Origin of the sequence: Dactylosporangium fulvum, assembly GCF_025137375.1 — a bacterium.
Classification (GTDB): Bacteria; Actinomycetota; Actinomycetes; order Mycobacteriales; family Micromonosporaceae; genus Dactylosporangium; species Dactylosporangium fulvum.
This window is the reverse complement of sequence record NZ_CP073720.1, coordinates 7872443-7886700: the sequence shown is the minus strand read 5'-3', so window position 1 is coordinate 7886700 and position 14258 is coordinate 7872443. Positions and strand designations below refer to the sequence as shown.

15 protein-coding genes are annotated in these 14258 nt (G+C 73.5%); 2 read left to right on the top strand and 13 right to left on the bottom strand.

Annotated features, from left to right (window positions below; all coding sequences use genetic code 11):
• The first annotated feature begins 68 nt into the window (after positions 1-68).
• Positions 69-323, top strand: a complete 255-nt coding sequence (locus Dfulv_RS35990; protein ID WP_406567855.1) for a transposase — start codon at positions 69-71, stop codon at positions 321-323.
• A gap of 82 nt (positions 324-405) precedes the next feature.
• Here Dfulv_RS35990 and Dfulv_RS35985 read toward each other — a convergent pair whose 3' ends face one another.
• From Dfulv_RS35985 to Dfulv_RS35935, 11 genes are all read right to left on the bottom strand, one after another.
• Positions 406-1029 (bottom strand): hypothetical protein, encoded by a 624-nt coding sequence (locus Dfulv_RS35985; RefSeq protein ID WP_259858294.1) that lies wholly within the window; start codon positions 1027-1029, stop codon positions 406-408.
• Between the two features lie 368 nt (positions 1030-1397).
• Entirely contained in the window at positions 1398-1529 is a 132-nt protein-coding gene (locus Dfulv_RS35980; protein ID WP_259858293.1) for a DUF5983 family protein, read from the bottom strand.
• The gene (locus tag Dfulv_RS35975; protein WP_259858292.1) at positions 1510-2076 is read right to left on the bottom strand and encodes a hypothetical protein; all 567 of its coding nucleotides are present in this window, start codon (positions 2074-2076) and stop codon (positions 1510-1512) included. The genes Dfulv_RS35980 and Dfulv_RS35975 overlap by 20 nt, the downstream gene beginning before the upstream one ends.
• A 304-nt stretch (positions 2077-2380) precedes the next feature.
• Positions 2381-3328 (bottom strand): hypothetical protein, encoded by a 948-nt coding sequence (locus Dfulv_RS35970; protein WP_259858291.1) that lies wholly within the window; start codon positions 3326-3328, stop codon positions 2381-2383.
• 137 nt (positions 3329-3465) lie between these two features.
• A complete protein-coding gene (locus tag Dfulv_RS35965; RefSeq protein WP_259858290.1) occupies positions 3466-5094 on the bottom strand; it encodes an alpha/beta fold hydrolase in 1629 nt (542 codons plus the stop codon).
• A complete protein-coding gene (locus Dfulv_RS35960; protein WP_259858289.1) occupies positions 5091-6110 on the bottom strand; it encodes a 2OG-Fe(II) oxygenase family protein in 1020 nt (339 codons plus the stop codon). Before Dfulv_RS35960 ends, Dfulv_RS35965 begins: the two co-directional genes overlap by 4 nt.
• Entirely contained in the window at positions 6107-6655 is a 549-nt protein-coding gene (locus Dfulv_RS35955; protein WP_259858288.1) for an alpha/beta hydrolase family protein, read from the bottom strand. Before Dfulv_RS35955 ends, Dfulv_RS35960 begins: the two co-directional genes overlap by 4 nt.
• Positions 6652-8544 carry an ABC transporter ATP-binding protein gene (locus Dfulv_RS35950; RefSeq protein ID WP_259858287.1) on the bottom strand — a complete coding sequence of 631 codons (1893 nt, stop codon included), beginning with the start codon at positions 8542-8544 and terminating at the stop codon, positions 6652-6654. Before Dfulv_RS35950 ends, Dfulv_RS35955 begins: the two co-directional genes overlap by 4 nt.
• Entirely contained in the window at positions 8541-9341 is an 801-nt protein-coding gene (locus tag Dfulv_RS35945) for an ABC transporter permease (protein ID WP_259858286.1), read from the bottom strand. Before Dfulv_RS35945 ends, Dfulv_RS35950 begins: the two co-directional genes overlap by 4 nt.
• Positions 9338-10291: an ABC transporter permease gene (locus Dfulv_RS35940; protein ID WP_259858285.1), complete on the bottom strand. Its 954-nt coding sequence runs from the start codon at positions 10289-10291 to the stop codon at positions 9338-9340. Before Dfulv_RS35940 ends, Dfulv_RS35945 begins: the two co-directional genes overlap by 4 nt.
• Positions 10292-10295: 4 nt before the next feature.
• Positions 10296-11864 carry an ABC transporter substrate-binding protein gene (locus tag Dfulv_RS35935; RefSeq protein WP_259858284.1) on the bottom strand — a complete coding sequence of 523 codons (1569 nt, stop codon included), beginning with the start codon at positions 11862-11864 and terminating at the stop codon, positions 10296-10298.
• A gap of 285 nt (positions 11865-12149) precedes the next feature.
• Between Dfulv_RS35935 and Dfulv_RS35930 the strand changes: the two genes are divergently transcribed.
• Positions 12150-12416, top strand: coding sequence for a Rossmann-fold NAD(P)-binding domain-containing protein (locus tag Dfulv_RS35930; protein ID WP_259858283.1), 267 nt, complete (start codon positions 12150-12152; stop codon positions 12414-12416).
• Between the two features lie 27 nt (positions 12417-12443).
• Here the strand turns inward: Dfulv_RS35930 and Dfulv_RS35925 are convergent, their stop codons facing one another.
• The gene (locus Dfulv_RS35925; RefSeq protein ID WP_259858282.1) at positions 12444-13184 is read right to left on the bottom strand and encodes an NPP1 family protein; all 741 of its coding nucleotides are present in this window, start codon (positions 13182-13184) and stop codon (positions 12444-12446) included.
• Between the two features lie 481 nt (positions 13185-13665).
• Positions 13666-14199, bottom strand: a complete 534-nt coding sequence (locus tag Dfulv_RS35920; RefSeq protein ID WP_259868612.1) for a LysE family translocator — start codon at positions 14197-14199, stop codon at positions 13666-13668.
• Positions 14200-14258 lie beyond the last annotated feature (59 nt).

Here is a 14258-nt window from a genome sequence, read left to right as displayed (position 1 = left end):
AAGAGGTCCTAACAAAAATGATCTGCCTGGTGTCGATGCCCCGATGTCCGTGATCTACAGTGTCGGGCGTGCGGAAGGGACAACAGCCACCGTGGATCGTGCCCGATGGCTTATGGGAGCGCATCGAGCCGCTGCTACCGGTGAAGACGCGTTCCTTCCGCTACCCCGGCCGCAAGCCGCTACCGAACCGGAAAGTGCTGTGCGGCATCCTGTTCGTGCTGTACACCGGCATCCAGTGGGAGTTCCTGCCGGTGCGCCGTGAGGCGCTGTGTGACCGTGTGGGGGTGAGAGACCTCCGCCGTTGGCCTGTCGCAGCAGGTTGATTGAAGCTGAGGGCAGCTCGGATCGGGTGGCGCCGGGACGGGTGGCAAGCGGCCCTGACAAAGCCGGGATATGTCAGCACTGTCAGATGGCGTGTGCCCGGCGAGCGTGGGTGGAGAGGAGTACGTGAGGAACCGGCGTGTAAAGCCCTTCATAATTCCCACCGGCTCGAACCTGACGGATGTGGGCCGGGCGCGGTGCGCACCGCCGCCAGTGGTGGCGGGAACTTCTGGGGCGAACAGGTAGTAGCTTCCGGGAGGCCACGAGGAAGTCTGCGGCGTACTCGTGGCGATGCCGCTGGGGCAGAGTCGGGCTCCTCCTCCGCTGAGCGGAACACAGTGAACACGGGAACCGTCCGACGCCAACTCCGCACCAGTCGGGTATCCAGCGCGGCTGGGTGGATAGGTGCGTCGACCGCCGAACGGGTCGGGCGGGGCGGAGTCGTCGTAGTACTCCGAGCCAGGGAAAGCCTGGCAGCCGGTAGAGGCATGCGGTGAGGAAGCTGGTCTCGCCGTCCTCGGTTTCGCGTTCGCGTTCGAGCAGGTCGAGGTCCTGGTTGCCGAGGGCGAATGCCCAGTCGGCGACTGCTTCCGGATGCGCGACGATGTCGGTGCTGAGGTGGGTGGAGACCGCGGCGGTGAGCTGCTGACCGTCGGTGTAGGGCTGCAGCGGGCGGTCGATGTTGAGGTAGATGGTGACCACGGCCACGGCGGGTCCTTCCTGGCGTGCGAGCACGCCGTTCCTGTCACACCTCTCGTCAGCGGCGTCGAGGCGCCGCCGCCGAGGTGCGGGGAATGTGCATGCGCGGCCCTGGGCGGTGTGCCGGGTCGGCTGCGCTGACCCGACGCGCGGACCGGGCGGATGGCCGTGGCCCGGTCAAGGCCACCCGCGTCCGTCTTCAAGTCGCCGGAAACGGCGTGAGCCGGGTGATGGCTCGGCTGCGGCGTGCGGGTGGGCCTTGCCGGGCGAGGCCACGGCCGGTACAAGCACAGCAGGGCAGCGCAGCCAGGACCGCACCGCCCCAAGTTGCTACTGCATCCCAATGCCGGGCACGGTGGTGATCCGGCAGGACGCGGCTACCAGCCGAAGGCCGGCAACAGGGTGGTGGTGTCGGCGTCGCTGTCGAACAGGATGTAGGCGCAGCCGTGCTCGCGGGCCAGCCGGACGGGGGTATGCAGGGGCTGCGGGTCAGCTGCGGGCAGCGGCACGCAGGAGGTGTAGGGCCTGTTCGGCGGCGTAGGCGCGGCCGTAGTGCCCCCAGCAGGCGTCGACCTCGACCAACGAGGACGGCCGAATGTGTCCACAGTGGAGGCACCGTTGGGCCGTTGTGCGGTGTTCGACGATGACGCCGTAGACGTCGCCGTCCAGCCACGCCTGCCACTCGTCGCGTTCGCCGGTCAGGTCGGTGATGGTGGTGATGCCGGCATGGGCGCGGTAGTCGCTGGTGTCGAAGGTGAGCACGGTGGTGTCGCCGGTCGTGGCGGCCGCGATGGCGGTGGTGCCGTGGGACAGCCGCAGGTAGCGGCTGAACAGGTCGTGATCGGTGAAGTGCTGCCAGGCGCGCCGGATCTGTTCGGCGCGCCGGTCCTGGTACACGTCGGCAGCGGCCTGCACATGCCCGCTGCTGCTGATGATTAGGGCGGGCGCGAGGGCGTCGCCCCAGGGTTCGCCGGCGTGGTCGTCGACGATCAGCCGGGCCCGCCAGCCCGGCAGGCGTCGGTCGGTCACTACATCGTTGTTGTCGTTCAGGTCCATGTGGGATCTCCTCACGGGGCAGGGGGCGGGATGCGGACCCGATCGGCTGCGACGGCGCGGCGGTGGGTCGCTGCCGTTGCCGGCCGGTGGGGCTGGTGCGCAGGACCTGCAGCTCGCCCGCCGCCGGCTGCGGGTGTTTGCGTCGGCGTCGTGTGCGCGGTGCTCCGGCTGGCGGGCGGTTCCCAGCACCCGTAGCCCAAGTGCCGGGTGTCGAAGCCGCCGTCGCGGCGGCGGACCCAGCTGCGCCGGCGGGCATGCCGACGCTGGCACCAGGCCGACTGGTGCAGTGACCCGGTCACGCAAGTCACTGTCCCGGCTGTGCAGGCCGCAGCTGGTCGGGTGTGAGGTGGTGGACGACGGTCCATTCGCGGTTGTCCGGGTCGCTGCTGGACCAGACGCCGATGGTGCCGGCTTCGAGGTCGATGCCGACCACGTCGGTGCCGTCGCGGTGTGGGTCGCCGATGGTCACCGTCACCGTCGCGTCCGGCAGGTCCGGGTCGACGTGCACCGTGACGTGGTCCCAGCCGGTGACCAGGCTGACCGCGACGCCGGCCGCCGGGTCGTGCTCGTCGCACGAAGCTGGATGCTGGTCGGGGGCCGCGGCCGACGAGAGGAGTGCAGCGTCGCCGAACAGGGTGCTGCACGCCGCGACGGCGGCGTTGATCCGCGCCGCGACCGCGGCGAGAGCCTGCACGGCAGCGTCGTGCGCGGTGGCCGCCACCGTGCCGGTCTGCGACAGGTACGGCTCCGGAACCAGGTCAGCTGCGGCCAGGTGGCCGGTGCTGAGCTCGAGAGGCCCGTAGCGGAAGGTGAGGACCCCGCCGCCATCGTCGGCGCACTCGTCCTGTGGGTCGATCGTCGGCCAGAGCGTGATCGCGGATACCGCCGGGTCGACGCGCCAGATGTGCTCCGGCAGCGGCCGGTCCAGCAGCGCCTGGACGCGGAAGGCCGCGCTGTCGTCGCGGTCGCTGCTTTCGTATCGGGTGGTGACCAGGCCGGGGAGTGTGTGTCGGGTCTGCGGGTCGGTGAACCAGGCGGTGAACGCTGTGGGCTGGAAAGCGACGGCGGGCCCGGTGACGGGCCGATGGGCGATGACGCGCGCCGTGGTGCGTTGGTGGACGTGCAGACGTGCCGCGACCTCCGCGTCCTCCAGGTCCTGGCTGCTGGTGATGTAGCAGTAGACGTCGGCGAGGTTGTCGGTGCCGCTGCGCGACGGCAGCAGATACACGTAGCGAGCGTCGTGCAGACCCATGATGTGCCAGCCAACGCTGTAGCCGTCTGTCTACGGGTACGCCGTGACGGGGCCGACGAGGTCCAGAGTTGCGGTCGCCGTGATGACGTCCGGGTGGTGATCGTCTGCGGTGTCGGGTCGGCTGTACGCGGTGATGGTCAGCGGCTGGCCGTTGCCCGGGTCGGTCGGCACGTCGAGGTACACCAGGTCGGTAAGTCCGTAGCGGGTGGCGCGGAACCCCGCTCGGCCGGGCGATGCTCCTGGATGTTGTGCCGCGCGTCGAGCTCGGCCACCACCGCCTTCGGCGCGCGGGCGGTGAACTCCGCGACCATCTCGTCCGGCAGGTAGCCGCCGGTCGCCCGGACCAGCAGCACCGGCACCGTCATTGCCGCCAGCGCCGGCCACAGCCCGGTGTGGTCGACCGGGACCGGAGCGGCGCCGGCAGGCGGGCTGCCGAAGTGGTGCTTGAAGACCACCGAGCCGTCCTCGCGCACCCGGGTGTTGAACCAGACGCCCCGGTCCAGTGCCGGGCCGGGCTCGGCGATGCCCGCCTCGACCGCGAGCCGCGCCACCTGGGCCCGCGACGCGAAGACCAACGGCCCGGCCAGGAACGAGCGCACCTGCCGCACGTCCTGGGCCCGGATGCCCGGGGTCACGTCGACGAGGACCACCGTGCTCACCAGGTCGGGCCGCAGCGCGGCCACCGCGAGCGCGGTGAGGCCGCCGAGCGACTGCCCGACCAGGATCTGCGGTCGGCCGCCGGCGAGCTCCTCGACGGCCGCCGCGACCGCCGGGGCGATCGTGCCCGGGGCGTAGTCGAAGTCGTCGCGCCAGTCGGATTCGCCGTGCCCCGGCAGGTCCAGCACGAGGGCCGGCCGGCCCAGCGCCCGCACGGTGTCGTCCCACGTGTGGGCGTTGAGCGCGGCGCCGTGCAGGAACGTGTACTGCGGCTCGTCGCCCCACACCAGGGCGCTCACCCGCCCGCCGTCCGGCCCGGCCGCCACCCGGCGCGCCCCGGCCGGCGGGTCGGCAACGGCCGAGAAGTGCGTGACCGGCCGCTCGAGCCGCTCGCCGTCGACGGTGATGTCGACGGCCTCGTTGTAGAAGGCGATCCGGTCCCGGATCGCCGCGACCGCCGGCAGCGGGTCCGGATAGGACCAGGCCACGTCCGGCGGGGCCGAGCCCGGTGCGCGCAGCGACCAGTAGCGGGCCCGGCCCTTGTACGGGCAGCCGGTGCTCGAGGCGGTCTCCTCGAAGAGCTCCAGGCGGACGTCGGACGGCGGCAGGTAGTACCGGATCGGCAGCCCGGTCTCGAAGACGAGTACCGGGTCGCGGCTGTCGGCCACCACCACCCCGTCGACCGAGACGACCACGTGGCGGCTGCTCGGGATGGCGTCCACCCGCTTGTACGGGTCCCGCGGGTGGACGAAGATCTCCTCGTCCTCCTCGAACCACCCCTCGACGGCCGGCACCGGGGCGCGGAACCAGGCGAAGGCGAGGTGGCCGGCCAGCTCCGGGTCGGCGAAGCGCCAGGCGGCGTTGGCGGCCACCTCACCGCCGTCGGCCAGGTCGTACCAGGTCGCGCCGGCGCCGTGCGGCTCGCCGGCCGGAGGGTCGGCGGCCGGGCGCAGCAGGTCGGTGCGCACGTCCGCCTCCGGGAAGGCGTAGAGCGGCACCGGCCGGCCGGGCTCCCAGACCAGCACCGGCCGGCGACTGTCGACGACGGTGACGTCGCCGCGGCGGCCGCGGACCCACCGCTCGCTGGGTTCCCACCGCGGAGCGCTCACACCGGCTCCTCGACGGCGGCCACGTAGGGGCGGCCCTCGCGGTAGGCGGCGACCTGCTCCGGGCGCCCGAAGACCTGCAGGTAGTCCTCGACCGAGCCGAGCGCGGCGCGGCCGACGTGGTGCGGGTCGAAGTCGGGCTCGCCGTCGCCGACGAACTCGGGCAGCGGCTCGACCACGGTGTCGAGACTGGGGTGCACGAAGACGGCGGCGGAGCGGCGGGTGACCGTGCCGCCGGCGACGACGCGGTGCCGGCCGGCGGCGAGCCGGCCGTTGGTCCAGTTGCTCAGCAGCGAGCCGCTGAAGACCTGTAGCGCGCCCGGGACGACCGGCACGGACGACCAGCCGCCGTCGGGGCCCTGAGCCTGCAGCCCGGCGTAGTCACCCTCCTGGTGCAGCACCGTGAGCACCGAGTTGTCGGCGTGCTCGAGCAGCAGCAGCTTCTCCTCGTCGGTCCCCGGGTCGGGACGGGTCCACGTCGGATAGTCGTTGACGACCAGGGAGGTGTACTCCGGGCCGGTCCACGGGAACACCGCGACGTCGACCCCGATGGCCCGGGCGTAGAGGCCGAGCACGCGCCGGGCGACGCCGACGAACGCGGCGCGGTAGGCGTCGGCAGCGGCCCGCAGCCCGGGCTCCTGGGCCGGCCAGACGTTGGCGTGCGCGAAGAGCGGGTGATACTCGGCCGGCACCCCGGCTGCGGACGCCTCGGCCGGGTCGTCGTACTGCCCGAAGCTGAACCGCTCCAGCTCGAGCCGGCCGTAGTCGTCGGGCCACTGCCGCCAGCCCCGGTAGGGGTGGCCGGTCGGGCTGGCGAGCCGCTCCTTCACCGCCCGGGGCAGGGCGAGGATGCGATCGACGGGGCGGTGGAAGTTGTCGATCACCTCGGCCGCCACGCCGTGGTTGGTCACCTGGACGACGCCGACCTGCTCGGCGGCGGCGCGGACGGTGGCCAGCTCCGGGCTGCCCGGCTCGGCGGCCAGCGCGGCCTCCAGATCGATGATGGGCACGGTGGTCATCGGTTTCCCCTCTCAGCCAGGGCCGCGGCGAGCTCGTCGGGGCTCACCAGCTGCGGCGGGTTCTTCAGGGCGGACAGCAGCGGCTCGGCCGCCGGCGGGGCGTCGACGAGCAGCAGCCGCCCGATCGCCTCCGGAGCGCGGGCCGCGATGTGCAGCGTGACGAGCGCGCCGAGGCCACGCCCGGCGAGCACCCGGTGGCGGGGCGCGAACGAGCGGATCGCCTCGAGCACGGGCCGGGCCAGCCGGCCCGGGAACGGCGTCGCGGACGTGGCGTTGGAGCGGCCGTGACCGGGCAGGTCGATCGCGGCCGCTGGAATGTCCACCGTGGACAGCAGGTCGTCGTAGGAGCGGGCGTCCTCGCCGGCGTCGTGCAGCAGGACGGTCTGCGGCGCGCCGGTGCCCCAGATGACGGCGCTGACGTGGCCGCCGGTGGTGACGTTGACCCAGCGGCGGGTCACGGCCGGTGGCGGGTCGGCTCGGGCGAGCAGGTCGGCGAACTCGTTCTCGACCGCTCGGACGGGCACTGCTCGGGCGGGTACGGTCATGCGCGGACTCCTCCGATCGGGGCCGGCGCCGCCCCGCGGGGGAGTGCGGCCGGCTCGAGGTGGCACCGCACGACGTGACCGGGCGCAGGCTCGGCCGCCGGCGGCGCGGTGGTGTTGCACAGCCCGGCGATCCGCCGGGTGCACGCGGTGAAGTAGCGGCAGCCGGCCGCCGGGGCCGTGGGCCCGGCGGGCACCGCGGACGGTTCGGCGCCGACGAGCGCGGCGGTGTAGGGATGGTGCGGGCCGGCGAGCACCGCGGCGGCCGGGCCGTGCTCGACCACCACGCCGCGGTAGAGCACGGCGATCCGGTCGGCCAGGTAGCCGACCACGGCCAGGTCGTGGGAGATGAACAGGTAGGCGGTGCCGGTCCGCTCGCGCTGCTCGGCCAGCTGCTCCAGGACGGCGGCCTGCACGCTCACGTCGAGCGCGGAGACCGGCTCGTCGCAGATGACCAGGTCGGGCGGGCCGGCGAAGCTGCGGGCGATGGCGACCCGCTGTTTCTGGCCGCCGGAGAGCGTGGCGGGGCGGCGGTCCATCAGGTCGTCCTCGACGCCTGGGCCGTCGCGGAGGATCCGACGAACGGTGTGGCTGGGGTTGAGCGAGGTGTCGGGGTCCTGGAAGACCATCTGGATGCGGCGGCGCAGCGCGGGAGTGCGGCGGGCGAGCGCGGCGGGCAGCGCCGCGCCGTGCAGGCGCAACTCGCCGGAGCCGTCCGGGTGCAGGCCGGCGATGGCCCGGGCCAGGGTGGTCTTGCCGCTGCCGGACTCGCCGACCAGGCCGACGACCTCGCCGGCGGCGACGGTGAGGTCGACGTGGTCGAGCACGGTGCTGCGGCCGTGGCGGCGGACCAGCCCGCGCACCTCGAGCAGCGGCGCGGCGGCCGGCGGGGGTGCGGACGGCTCGGTGGCCGCCGGTCCGGGACCCGAGGCCGGTGGGGCGGCGCCGGGGCGGATACAGCGCACGGCCCGGCCGGGCACGGTCCGCACGTCGAGGGCGGGCTCGGCGGCGGTGCAGGCGGCGTCGGCGACCGGGCAGCGGGGCGCGAAGGCGCAGCCGGGGAGGGCCTCGCCGGGTGCGGGCGGCCGGCCGGGGATCGGGGTCAGCCGGTGGATGCGGCGGGACTGCCCGAGGCGCGGGGCGCTGCCGAGCAGGCCTGCGGTGTAGGGGTGGGCCGGGCCGGCGAGCACCTCGGCGGCCCGGCCGGCCTCGACGAGCCGGCCGGCGTAGAGCACGCCGACCCGGTCGCAGTGCCGCCCGACCAGGTCGAGGTCGTGGCTGATGAGTACGACGGCGGCGGATAGCTCGGCCCGCAGCCGGGCGAGCAGGCCGAGCACCTCGGCCTGGACCGCCGCGTCGAGGCCGGTGGTCGGCTCGTCGAGCACGATCAGCCGGGGCCGGGCGGCGAGCACGGCGGCGATGAGGACCCGCTGGCGCTGGCCGCCGGAGAGCTGGTGCGGGTAGCGGCGGCTGGCGTCGGCGGGCAGCCGGGCCCGGCCCAGCAGCTCGGCCGCCTCCGCCGCGGCGGCGCGCCGGTCCCGGCCGCGCAGCCGCAGCACCTCGGCGACCTGGGCGCCGGCCCGCATGGTGGGGTCGAGGGCGCCGGCCGCCTCCTGGTGCACGAAGGCGACGCCGTCGCGCCGCCACCGGCGCAGCCCGGCCGGGTCGAGGGCCAGGACGTCGGTGCCGTCGACGAGGACCCGGCCGCCGGTGGTCCGGCCGCCGGGCTGCAGGTGCCCGCCGAGCAGGTAACCCAGGGTCGTCTTGCCGCAGCCGGACTCGCCGACGAGGCCGAACGTCTCGCCGGGGGACACGGTGAAGCTGATGTCGTGCAGTACCGAAGCCGGACCATAGGCGGCACCGAGTGCCTCGACCCGCAGCCCGGGCGTCACGGCGCCGCCACCCGGTGCCGCAGCGCGTCGCTGAGCAGGGCCACCGCCACGACCAGGGAGCCGATGGCGAGTGCCGGGGCGAGGACCGTCCACGGCGCGACCTGGAGCCAGACGCGGTTATCGGAGACCGCGGCGCCCCACTCGGGCGACCCGGGCGGCTGGCCGAGGCCGAGGAACGACAGGGTCGCGGCGGCGAAGACGGCGTCGCCGAGCCGGCTGGTCGCCTCGACGAGCACGGTGCCCCGGACGTTCGGCAGGATCTCCCGCACGGCGACGCGCAGGGCGGGTTCGCCGCGCAGCCGGGCCGCGTCGACGTAGGGCTTCTCCCGCTCGACCAGGGTCGCGGCGCGCACCGAGCGGGCCACGATCGGCACGAACGCGGCCCCGACGACGAGGACGACCACGACGGGGGAGCGGCCGAGCAGCGCGATGAAGAGCACGGCGGCGATGACCGTCGGGAACACCATGGCGGCGTCGACGACGCGCATGGCGACGTCGTCGAGCCAGCCGCGGACGGTACCGCTGACCAGCCCGACGCCCGCCCCGACGAGCACGCCGAGCGCGGTGGCGGCGGGCGCGACGACGAGCACCGGCCGGGCGCCCGCGAGGACCCGCGACAGCACGTCCCGGCCGAACTGGTCGGTGCCCAGCCAGTGCTCCGGGCCCGGCGGCCGGAACCGCAGCGCGGGGTCCTGCAGCGCGGGGTCGTGCGGGACGATGTGTGGCCAGGCGAGTGCGACGGCGGCCCAGAGCACGACGACGGCGGCCGGGACCAGGACGGCCCGGCGCGTGCTCATCGGACCGCCGCCAGCCGCACCCGCGGGTCGAGCAGCCGGTAGGCCACGTCGGCCAGCAGGGTCACGCTCAGGTAGGCCACGCCGAGGACCATCGCCGTGGCCTGCAGGGTCGGCACGTCCTTGTCGATCGCCGACTGCAGCAGCAGCGCCCCGATGCCGGGGTAGTTGAAGAGCAGCTCGACGACGACGAGCCCGCCGACCAGGAACTGCAGCTGCACGCCGAGGGCGCTGGTGGCCGGGACGGTCGCGTTGCGCAGCACGTGGCGGGCGAGGATCCGGGCCGGCGGGGTGCCGCGCAGCCGGGCCGCCCGCACGTAGCCGCCCTCGACGACGGCGATGGTGCTGGCCCGCACGTGCCGGGCCACGTAGCCGGTGCACAGCAGCACCAGCGAGATCGCCGGCAGGGTGAGGCGGGCAAGGACGGCGAGCGGGCCGTCGCCGGGCGCGGGCTGCGCCGAGACCGGGAACCAGTGCAGGTTGACGGAGAAGACGACCAGCAGCACCACGCCCGTCACGAACTCCGGCGTCGCGCCCAGGGCCAGCCCGAGGCCGCTGACGGCCCGGTCGAGCCAGGTGTCCGGCCGGGCCCCGGCGACCAGGCCGGCGGTCAGCGCCACCGGCACGAGCAGGACGAAGGCGAAGAGCGCCAGGCCCAGCGACGCCGCGAAGCGCTCCCGGACCAGGGCCGCGACCGGCTCGCCGAGCGTGTAGGAGGTGCCCCAGTCGCCGCCGATGAAGTGCCAGAGCCAGCGGGTGTACCGCAACCACAGCGGATCGTCGAGCCCCAGCGCCCGGTTGTAGGCCGCCACCGAGTCCGCGCTCGCCTCCCGCCCGAGCACGGTCCGCCCGACGTCGCCGGGCAGCACGTCGGTGGCCAGGAACACCAGCACCGACACCCCGGCCAGGGTGAGCGGCACGGCGGCGAGGCGGCGCAGCAGGAAGCTCCGCATCGGCTCAGGCCTTCGACACCGTGCTGAAGTCGACGTACTGCGCCGGGTGGGCCCGCACGCCCCGGAACTTGCGCGGGTTGTAGGCCCGCACCGCCCCGGACCAGTAGGCGATGATGACCGGCACGTCCTCGTGCAGGATCTTCGCGACCGTCGCGGCGGCGGCCTTGCGGTCGGCGTCGGTGGCCGCGGTGTCGTAGGCGTCGGCGGCGGCGTCGAGGGCCGGGTTGGCGTACTTGGAGCCGTTCCACGTCCCGCCGGACTTGACCATCGGGATGACGAGCTGGCTGGGCACCGCGCGCCCGGCCCAGCCGACCAGGTTGGCCGCGGTGTTCAGCCACGGCGTGTCCTTGCTCTGGTCGCCGCCGTAGAAGTCCTTGGACGAGCGCTGGTCGAGCTCGACGGTGATGCCGACCTGCTGGAGCTGGTTCTGGATGGTGACCGCGTAGTCCTTGGCCGGCGGCTCGAAGGTCAGGGTGAACCTCAGCTCGGTCAGGCCGGCGGTTTTGAGCAGCTCGGCGACCTTGGCCCGGTCCAGGGCGCGCTGCGGCAGGTCGGCCGGCGCGGCCGGGAAGAGCGGCGCGATGAGGTGGTCGTTGCCCAGGTCGCCGACGCCGCTGCCGATCGAGTCGAGGATGGCCGGGCGGCCCAGGCCGTAGGCGACGGCCTGGCGGACCTCCTTGCGGTCGAACGGGGCCTGGTCGGTGCGCAGGGTCAGGACGGTGACGCCGGTGCCCTTGACGGTGTCGGCGGCGATGGCGCCGGTGCCGGCGAGGGGCTTGGCCAGGTCGGGCCGGCTGAGGATCTGGGCGTCGATGTCGCCGCCCTGCAGGGCCAGCAGGTCGGCCTGGTCGTCGGCGTAAAACTTGATCTCGACGCCGTCGAGGTAGGGCCGCCCGGCGTCCCAGTACTTCTCGTTGCGGGCGAAGACCGCCCCGGTGGAGGCGTTGTAGGACTTGAGCACGAAGGGGCCGGTGCCGACGGCGGCCTTGGTGAAGTCGCCGGCGTAGTCGCGCTTGAGGATGAGGGCGTTGTAGTTGCCGGCCGAGACGAGGTAGGGGAAGTCGGAGAACGGCCGCTCGAGCGTGAACTCGACGCTGTCGGGGGTGGCCACCCGCACGCCGCCGGCCTTGAGCACAGTCGCGAAGGCGGACAGCGCGGCGGACTTGCTCGCCGGGTCGAGGAGGCGGTCGAAGGAGGCCTTGACCGTCTCGGCGTCCAGCGGGGTGCCGTCGGAGAAGGTGACGCCCGGGCGCAGCTTGAAGGTCCACCGCTTGCCGCCGTCGGCCGGCTGCCAGCTCTCGGCGAGGCGGGGGACGAGCTTGAAGTCCTGGTCGAGCCAGATGAGATACTCCGCGACGAGCTGGACGATCGCGATCGCGGTGCCGTCATACATGGTCACCGGGTCCACGGCGGTCGGCGGCGGCGGCGAGCCGGCCCGCAGGACCCCGCCACGCTTCGGCGCCCCGCTCGCCGCGCCCGGCTCGGCGGCGGGGTCGCTCGCGACGCCGCACGCCTTTAGGACCACGGCGAGACCGGCCAGCCCGGCCCCGCTCAACAGCTGACGACGGTCCACGTCTCCCCCAAACATATCTTTCCCATCTGTCTACTAGGATATTGACGCCATTTCAACCTATTGAAAAGATCAGATAGATAGATTAATAGGATCGCCATATCGTCGACATGATCTGATCGAACAGCTCGCACTCGATCTGCGCGGCGACCCCGCACCGGTGCTGCTGGCCGACATCACCAGCAGCGGATCGCGGATCACGAGGTCGAACGGTAGGTAGGCGTCGTCCGATCGAGCAGCCCGCCATGGCGCGCCGGTGGCGCCGGCACGTTCGTCGCCACCGACGGGATGTCGCAGCCGAAGCCGCAGTACGTGTCGCTGTCGCTGGGCAAGGCGGCCCTGCGGTCGCTGGCGACGCTGCTGGACACGCGGTACCGCGCGTCCGGCGTGCACGTGGCGACGGTGACCGTCGCCGGCCCGGTGGCCCCGGGCGCGCCGTTCGACCCGGACGGCATCGCCGGGCACCTCTGGTGGCTGCACACCCAGCCGCGCGAGCACTGGCAGACCGAGATCGTCCATGGCGGCGCGAGCGCGACGGCCGGGGATCGCCGGTGAAGGGCGGTCCTCCGGCCGTCGCGTCGCTCAGCCCTGCGGGTTGAACGCGATCCCGGCGGGCTTGGATGCGGTGAGCAGCGACTCGAACCGGCCGTCACTGATCTTGATCGTGGCCGCCCCGAAGTCGGCGGTCATCAGCCGGTCGCGCAGCGCCGTGCTGGGCCAGCCGCTCCAGTCCACCAGCGGCGGGTAGCGCCAGTTGTGGTAGTGGTTCTCCGGCGGCTCGTCGTTGGTGTTGGCGAGGCGGAAGAAGTGGGTCGACGCGCCGTCCTTGTGGTAGACGGTCTTGGGGTGGGTTCCGTCGAAGCGCACCTGCGAGCGCGGGTACGTCACCTGGCTGCTGTGCTGCGTCGTGGTCACGTACTCGACCTGGTTGCTCGCCTGGTTGACCCAGGAGATGACGTGCTCCCAGTCGTGGCGGTGGCCGCCGAGGCTGATGCCCGGCAGGGCCTGGTCCTTCTCGAAGTAGCTGGCGTAGACGATCGCGCACCAGCCGTTGTTGCACCTGGACCGGGCGTACGTCTGCGTCCGGTCCAGGTCGGACTGGTCCCGGCAGTTGCCGTTGAGGGCCCCGGTGGGGTTGAGCCCTGGGTTGAGCGTGCCGTCGGGGCTGATGGCCGCGACGGGGTAGCAGCCGTCGGTGTCGTAGTCGTAGGCGGGGGAGAACGACTGCTCGTACCCTCCCGCGTTCTGCGGCAGATTGGGCAGGTTGTCGGCGAAGGCCGCGGTCGCGGGTAGCAGGACGCCGAGCGCGGCCAGCACGGCCACGACCCATGGCGCGCTACGACGACGCCCGGCGGACCGGCCGCCGGACGGCGATGACAGGTGTTCCAACGCTTCCCTCTCGTGGATCGACGCTCGTCACGCGCCGGAACCGGCGCCCTTAGAATATCGATGCACACGAGTATGTAGCGCGACCGGCAACGCGTGAACATCATCTGGTCGCCGGCTTGCGCGGTGGTGACCAGGCGGCGGGCGGCCCCTTCCCGGTGCGGCCGATCCTGGCGCAGTACACCGCCCTGCGCTGCGGTCATCGAGCCCGGCGCCGAGATCGGCCTGGGCGGTGGCCTGCGGGCGCAAGCGCTGAGCGTCGGTTCGAAGCGGCCGCGGTACGCCGAGGGACTGCCCGGCGACGACTGGGTGCTGGCATATCGGGTGAGCGACCCGCGCGCCGGCGGCGTCCGACCGCGACCGTGCGCGACGCCGTGGGCCGCCCGGCCGGCCCGGCAACCGCCCCGGGGTTGCGGGCTCACGCCACCGCGGCCCGGATGCCGAGGGCGACGAGCACCGCGCCGGCGATCCGCTGGACGATCGTGCCCGCGGTGGGGGAGCGCAGCGACCGGCGGGCCCGGCTGATCAGCACGGCCCAGCCGAGCAGCCACACGGTGATCAGGGCGGCCTGGGCGGTCGCAAGGACGAGGATCTGCGGGGGGAGGGCTGCGTCGGGGTCGAGGAACTGCGGTACCAGGGTCAGAAAGATCGCCGCGGCCTTCGGGTTGAGCACGTTGCCGAGTAACGCTTGCAGGTAGGCCGGGCGCCGCGCCGGTAGTGGTGCACCGGTGGCGGTGGCGGCCGGTCTGGTCCGCCATGTCACGATGCCGAGCCCGATCAGGTAGGCGGCGCCGGCGAGGCGTACCGCGGCGAACACCTCACTGGAGCGCATCACCAGCGCGGACAGCCCGATGGCGGCGAGGGCGGCATGGACGTACAGGCCGGTGACGGTGCCGAGGATCACGGGCGCCGCGTGCCGCGCGCCGTCGCGGGCGACCCGCTGGGTGAGCAGCGTCAGGCTCGCCCCCGGGCATGGCGATCAGGGGCAGGATCGCCACCAGGAAGCCGGCG

What these genes read in the sequence shown, in the direction of transcription:
- Dfulv_RS35975 (WP_259858292.1), bottom strand. Translation starts at nt 2,076, where the DNA reads ATGGACCTGAACGACAACAACGATGTAGTGACCGACCGACGCCTGCCG.
- Dfulv_RS35970 (WP_259858291.1), bottom strand. Translation starts at nt 3,328, where the DNA reads ATGGGTCTGCACGACGCTCGCTACGTGTATCTGCTGCCGTCGCGCAGC.
- Dfulv_RS35960 (WP_259858289.1), bottom strand. Translation starts at nt 6,110, where the DNA reads ATGACCACCGTGCCCATCATCGATCTGGAGGCCGCGCTGGCCGCCGAG.
- Dfulv_RS35955 (WP_259858288.1), bottom strand. Translation starts at nt 6,655, where the DNA reads ATGACCGTACCCGCCCGAGCAGTGCCCGTCCGAGCGGTCGAGAACGAG.
- Dfulv_RS35945 (WP_259858286.1), bottom strand. Translation starts at nt 9,341, where the DNA reads ATGAGCACGCGCCGGGCCGTCCTGGTCCCGGCCGCCGTCGTCGTGCTC.
- Dfulv_RS35940 (WP_259858285.1), bottom strand. Translation starts at nt 10,291, where the DNA reads ATGCGGAGCTTCCTGCTGCGCCGCCTCGCCGCCGTGCCGCTCACCCTG.
- Dfulv_RS35930 (WP_259858283.1), top strand. Translation starts at nt 12,150, where the DNA reads ATGTCGCAGCCGAAGCCGCAGTACGTGTCGCTGTCGCTGGGCAAGGCG.